This window comes from Vibrio sp. Evd11 (assembly GCF_900382755.1).
Lineage (GTDB): Bacteria > Pseudomonadota > Gammaproteobacteria > Enterobacterales > Vibrionaceae > Vibrio > Vibrio lentus.
The window spans coordinates 1-6,397 of record NZ_OSDX01000110.1; the positions used below are offsets into that span (position 1 = coordinate 1).

The window sequence follows — 6,397 nt, forward strand, 5'->3', positions numbered from 1 at the left end:
TGGCCGATAGTACCAACGTTTACGTGCGGTTTCGTACGTTCAAATTTTTCTTTAGACATGGGGTGTCCCTCTAGGTACGGATTAGGTGGCTTAAAATAAGACCACGCAACCAAAAAAAATGGTTTTTTTATTAAAAGGAGAAGAAGCTTTAGACTGGTGCTAATACCCAGAGTCGAACTGGGGACCTCACCCTTACCAAGGGTGCGCTCTACCGACTGAGCTATATCAGCACACAAAAATGAGTTGGAGCGTGCAGCGGGAATCGAACCCGCATCATCAGCTTGGAAGGCTGAGGTAATAGCCATTATACGATGCACGCAACACGTAACTCTTTTGAGCTATTTAACCTTTAGAATATGGTGGAGGGAGACGGATTCGAACCATCGAAGGCAGTGCCGGCAGATTTACAGTCTGCTCCCTTTGGCCACTCGGGAACCCCTCCAAATTTTGATCTTTCTCTCGCTCTCTATAAATAGAGGGGAGAAAGTGGTGCCGACTACCGGAATCGAACTGGTGACCTACTGATTACAAGTCAGTTGCTCTACCTACTGAGCTAAGTCGGCACAAGTGGGGCGCATTTTATTGAATGATTTTCCACCTTGCAATAGTAAATTGCAAAAAAGTGAAAAATTCTCTTATCAAATTCATATATACGGTTATTTAGCTCAAGGTTTCTGCCTTTAATCCGCATCTAGTAAAGGAAGATATTTAATTTATCTATCGCTTGATGTATTTTCCATGCACTTGTTTTGTTATCCACTATAGAGTTTTGTATGAGCCCATTTATGTCATTTGACCGCGCGCAGTGGTCTGAACTAAGGAATTTAGTTCCGATGACACTTTCTGAGAGCGATTTGAAAGAGCTTCAAGGCATCAATGAAAAGCTGACAATGGAAGAAGCTGTAGAAATTTACCTACCGTTATCTCGTCTGTTGAACCTCTATGTGGCCGCTCGACAAAATAGAAACTCAGTACTTCATCAATTTCTGGATAAGAAAGAGACTGCGCCACCATTTATCATTGGTATCGCTGGCAGTGTGGCGGTAGGTAAAAGTACAACCGCTCGTCTACTCAAAGCTCTGTTATCTCGTTGGGACAACCACCCTAAAGTTGAGCTAGTTACGACAGATGGCTTTTTGTATCCCAATGAAGTGCTTCAAGAAAAAGGCCTAATGAGTAAGAAAGGGTTCCCTGAGTCTTATGATATTAAAGCGCTAGTCAATTTTGTATCAGACGTAAAGGCATGTAAGCGTAATGTGACAGCTCCCGTGTACTCTCACCTCACCTACAACATTACCAAGGAAGTAAAAGAAGTCGACTTACCCGACGTGCTCATTATTGAAGGGCTCAACGTTTTACAAAGTGGTATGAATTACCCACATGAGCCTCATAGAGTCTTTATTTCAGACTTCCTCGACTTCTCGTTGTATGTCGATGCCGAAAGCTCTCAAATTCAACAATGGTATGTAAATCGTTTTATGAAGTTTCGTGAAGGTGCCTTCGCTAAACCAGGGTCATACTTCGGACACTACACTAAATTGTCAGATCTAGCCGCTAAGGAAAAAGCAGAAGGTATTTGGCAATCAATCAATGGTTTGAACCTAGAGCAAAATATCCTTCCGACCAGAGAAAGAGCTCACCTGATTTTACGCAAAGGCGCTGATCATATGGTTGAGGAAGTATTACTAAGAAAGTAGTAACCTCTTAGTCCCCTTTTCTTAGGGATATCTCTCCACCGATATAACTCTCAACACCGTTCTCAGTTTTGAGTAATACGGCACCTTGTTCATCGATACCTTGTACTACACCTTCAATTTCTCTAGGTCCAATGATCAGTCTAACGTTGCGACCTAAGAAGTTATCTAAACGATTCCAGCGTTCGACAAAATTGGACATTCCTTTCAATTCATAGTCGACGAGCGACTTGTCCCAAGCATTAATCAAAGCCTGAGCTAAGTCATTACGATCTGGCACTTTCCCATCACACACTTCTTTGAGAGACGTCCATGGCTGGCCAATACCTGATGTTGCGGGATCCATCGATAGATTAAGCCCCAAACCAATTACAATATGAGCAGCCCCACCCGATTGCCCTGACAGCTCTACTAAGATGCCTGCGAGCTTTTTATCATTATGATAAAGGTCGTTCGGCCACTTTAGTTTAACGCCTTCAACACCCATATCCTCCAACGCCTCGACAACGGCAACACCAACCACAAGACTCAGTCCCATAGCCGCAGCCATACCGGCATCGAGCCTCCAGTACATTGAAAGGTATAGATTGGCACCGAATGGCGATACCCATTCACGTCCACGACGTCCACGACCTGCAGCTTGATACTCAGCAACACAGACTGAACCTGACTCAAGGGTGTTGGTGCGATCTAACAGGTGTTGGTTTGTTGAACCTATGATTGGAACCAACTCCAGAGAAGCATCACGGCTAACAGCAGACAACCTCTCCTGATCGAGCATATCCAGACGACTGGCTAACTTATATCCCTTACCTTGCACTCGATAGATATCCAAGCCCCACTCTTGAATACCTTTAATATGCTTGCTGATAGCGGCTCTCGACACACCAATCATTTCACCTAGATCCTCACCAGAATGAAACTCGCCATCAGCAAGACATTTTAGCAATGTGAGCTTCGTACTGTGTTCTCTCATGCCATGGCCTCCAACGCCTTGTCTAAGTTTGTCTCACTGTCTTGGCCCATAAAGCGAACTTCGTGTTCCAGTGGAATATCGAACTTGTCCAGAACAGCTTGACGTACTCGTGCTGCAAGTTTGAGGATGTCCACAGCAGACGCTTCACCATAATTGATGATAACTAAAGCTTGGTTTGGATGAACTTGAGCACCACCTTCAATCACACCTTTAAACTGGCATTGATCAATGAGCCACCCAGCGGCGACTTTGATCATGTCGTTACTCTCGTAACCGACAATGTTTGGGAATAACGCAGACAACCGATCAAAATGATCTTTGGTGATCACGGGGTTTTTAAAGAAACTTCCAGCATTCCCTTGCACGGATGGGTCTGGTAGCTTACTTGAGCGTATAGCACACACTTCATCGAATATAGAACGAGGAGAAAGTGTTTCTGTGGGTAAACTTTTAAGCGGACCATAGTGGTTACATGGTTTCCACTCTTTAGCTAATGTTAAGCCAATCGCGACAACAATCGCTTTGCCGTAAAGAGCATGCTTAAAAATAGAATCTCGATAACCAAATAGACATTCATCTTTGCTTAGTCGCTTAACTGTATAAGTATCCAGACAAAGAATATCAACGTATTCACATACATCTTGTAGTTCAACACCATACGCACCGATATTCTGAATTGGCGCAGAGCCAGAACAGCCTGGTATCATGGCTAAGTTCTCTAAACCACCCAGTCCATGGTCAACACTCCACTCAACAAGGCTAGGCCAATCTTCCCCACCAGATACATGTAGAGAGTAACTTTCTGAGCTTTCTGTTAACTCAATACCACTTAATCGATTAATAATGACCAAGCCCGAAAAGTGTTCAGTAAAGAGCATATTACTGCCTTTCCCGAGCATTAATTTAGGCAAGGCTGACCATTGGGGGTCTTGATATACGGAGATGAGTTCATCAACAGAGGTGACTTCGACAAGTACATCGCAAGTCTGTTCGATCGAAAAAGTATGAACATTTTTTAAGCTAGCATTGAGATAAGATTGCATGGCGATATTTAATTAAATTACACTGCCGACATTCTAACGCAGATAAACAAATGGCGCAGTGACTGAATGAACAATGTCATCATTACTCAATTAGACCCCGTAAAGGTTCCCCTCGTTAAGCGTTTTTACAAAGAGCATTACCCAACAGGTAAAGCCAACAAAAGCGAACAAATCTACTCATTAGAACTAGATGGACAGTTACGTGGTGTAGTTCGTTTTCGAACGATAGAAGATGCACGCTTACTTACAGGAATGGCTATCTCTAAGGAATACCGTGGCAAGCGATTAGGTTCACAGCTAATGGATTATTGTGTTCTTCACACGCTGACGGAAAAAGATTATTGCTTCGCGTATTCTCATCTGACTAATTTCTACAATCGTCATCAATTCATACAAATCGATCCTAATGAACTACCAAATGGTTTGAGTGTCTTATATGAGCGCTATTCAAATAGCGGAAAAGATCTCATTCCTATGCATTATCAGCAAAATTGTTAGAGAATGACTCGATTATCTAGTATTTGATGCTATCCCTTTGGTAAAATTGAGGGTTCGCAATTTTGCATATTTTTAAGGTAAACAGTCAATATGATTGCTAGTAGGAATCCATTCATACAGTTGCCAACCATAGCGCAGAATCCTGACAAGTTTGAAGTACTGCTATCAGCGCATGAGTTCCGAACTCGCTTACTTGATGAGATATCTCGTGCAACTACTCGTATTAGTTTAGTTGCTCTGTATCTTGAAGATGATGACGCTGGCCGTGAGATCCTAACTGCCTTATACGAAGCAAAGCAAAAGAACCCAGAATTAGACGTGAGCGTTTGTGTCGATTGGCATAGAGCTCAACGTGGATTGATTGGTGCGGAGTCCTCTGAGGGCAATGCAGCAATGTACAAAGAGTTTGCTGATAAATACCAGCACACCGTGCCTGTTTATGGCATTCCTGTTCGTGGCAAGGAAGTGTTCGGTGTATTGCATCTAAAAGGCTTTATTGTCGACGACAGCGTGATATACAGCGGTGCTAGCCTTAACAATATCTATTTAAGTTATCATGATCGTTACCGTTTCGATCGCTATCATGTTTTAAACAACCCAACCCTTGCTGACTCAATGTTCTCCTATGTCCAAGAACAAATGATCTCAGACATCGCTGTTTATGATCTTGCTGATAAGAACAAACCACTAACTAAAGAGTTAAAGCCAGCAATCCGTCAATTCAGAGCATCGTTAGCACGCTCTCAATACAAATTCGATTCTCAAGAAGTCTCGGCAGATCAAGTTGCTGTAACTCCTTTAGTTGGTATAGGTAAGAGACGTAATCGCCTAAATCAGGGGATTAACCAACTGGTTGCTCAGGCTAAAGACGAGATTTTCATTTGTACGCCATATTTCAATTTTCCACCAAGCCTCGCGAAGGAAGTGAAGAAAGCACTTAAACGTGGCGTAAAGGTCACGATTGTTGTCGGCGATAAAACAGCGAATGATTTCTTTATCTCACCGGAAGAAGAATTTAAAACGATCGGTGGTTTGCCTTACTTATACGAATTGAACCTGCGTCGATTCGCGAAGGCTAATGAAGCAAATATAGCAAGTCGTAACCTGTCTATCCGACTTTGGCAACACGATTCCAACAGCTTCCATTTAAAGGGCATTTGGGTTGATAAACGCTACATGCTGCTAACAGGTAACAACCTAAACCCGCGCGCATGGAAATTAGACTTAGAGAATGGCATATTCATCCAAGATAACTACCATCATCTAACGGACAAATTCCAAGCTGAGGTTGATAATATTGTTCAGCACACACAGCTTATTTGCACTTATAAACAGTTAGATAAAGTAGATAGCTATCCAATGGAAGTACAGAAACTAATTCGAAAGATCACTCGAGTTAAAGCAGATAGGGTTCTTAAACAAATACTCTAAATCGTTGTATTTCCCATTGTCCTAAATGCCTAGCTATCGCTGGGCATTTTTATATCGACACTAGAACCTCAAACTTCCCCCCAGGTGCCGATATCTCTTCTGAAGTTACCTATCCAGAATCTACTAATACCTACTCACAAGATAACTATTGGCAATTCTCTGATGAGATATGAGTTGTATGTGAAAGCCAGAGAAACTTGATACATCAGATTAGTTACGGTTGCCGCCTTATAGAGCGAGAAAACAGCTACTTCTATTTAGCTAGGGGTCAGTTTAAGTTTCCTCACAGAGAATATAAGTACCGGGATTACAACTTCAAATCAGAGTTCAAGTAATTACTTAACCGCGAGATACCAAACCTACCACCCTAGCAATATTCACGAATAGGCCAAGAGACAACTAGCAGGCTAGTTTGATCTCGAATCGCAATCTACCTTACAAAACAACAAACCTTATTATTCCTAACTAGGCTTCTTGCCAATTGTATCCCTAGTGCTCCGCAGAAGTTTATTTCCCAAGACTAAGCCCTAACCGACATAACAAAACCTAAAAGTGTAAAAAAGCTCTACGATTTCTAACCAGGCTTTCTAACCTATGGTTGATTCGAGAATTACCGGCCATGAGCAACCTTTACGGGGGGTTGTAGTAACTAAGAGCTAAAACTCACATCTCAGAAACGACGAAAGCCTAGTCGTCAGACTAGGCTTTCTAATATGTGCTGGAATAGCGTGAAGTGTAGGAGCTCGATGCCTTTA

General features: G+C 42.4%; 5 protein-coding genes and 4 tRNA genes. 3 read left to right on the plus strand and 6 right to left on the minus strand.

The features are described from left to right. Positions 1-154: 154 nt before the first annotated feature. The 4 genes from ED652_RS23370 to ED652_RS23385 all read right to left on the minus strand — a co-directional run bounded on the left by ED652_RS23370 (position 155) and on the right by ED652_RS23385 (position 563). Positions 155-230: transfer RNA gene (locus ED652_RS23370), tRNA-Thr, on the minus strand. 14 nt (positions 231-244) lie between these two features. Further along, positions 245-319, minus strand: a tRNA-Gly gene (locus ED652_RS23375). A 38-nt stretch (positions 320-357) separates the two neighbouring features. Then, positions 358-442: transfer RNA gene (locus ED652_RS23380), tRNA-Tyr, on the minus strand. Between the two features lie 45 nt (positions 443-487). Further along, positions 488-563, minus strand: a tRNA-Thr gene (locus tag ED652_RS23385). Between the two features lie 210 nt (positions 564-773). Here ED652_RS23385 and coaA point away from each other — a divergent pair. Continuing rightward, entirely contained in the window at positions 774-1,697 is a 924-nt protein-coding gene (gene coaA / locus ED652_RS23390; RefSeq protein WP_122056323.1) for a type I pantothenate kinase, read from the plus strand. 7 nt (positions 1,698-1,704) lie between these two features. Here coaA and birA read toward each other — a convergent pair whose 3' ends face one another. Beyond that, positions 1,705-2,670 (minus strand): bifunctional biotin--[acetyl-CoA-carboxylase] ligase/biotin operon repressor BirA, encoded by a 966-nt coding sequence (birA, locus tag ED652_RS23395; RefSeq protein WP_122056324.1) that lies wholly within the window; start codon positions 2,668-2,670, stop codon positions 1,705-1,707. Then, entirely contained in the window at positions 2,667-3,713 is a 1,047-nt protein-coding gene (gene murB / locus ED652_RS23400; RefSeq protein ID WP_122056325.1) for a UDP-N-acetylmuramate dehydrogenase, read from the minus strand. Before murB ends, birA begins: the two co-directional genes overlap by 4 nt. A gap of 66 nt (positions 3,714-3,779) precedes the next feature. Between murB and ED652_RS23405 the strand changes: the two genes are divergently transcribed. Together ED652_RS23405 and pssA are read left to right on the plus strand one after the other, a co-directional pair. Next, positions 3,780-4,211: a GNAT family N-acetyltransferase gene (locus ED652_RS23405; protein ID WP_122056326.1), complete on the plus strand. Its 432-nt coding sequence runs from the start codon at positions 3,780-3,782 to the stop codon at positions 4,209-4,211. Positions 4,212-4,301: 90 nt separating this feature from the next. Then, a complete protein-coding gene (pssA, locus tag ED652_RS23410; RefSeq protein WP_122056327.1) occupies positions 4,302-5,642 on the plus strand; it encodes a CDP-diacylglycerol--serine O-phosphatidyltransferase in 1,341 nt (446 codons plus the stop codon). The last annotated feature ends 755 nt before the right edge of the window (positions 5,643-6,397 follow it).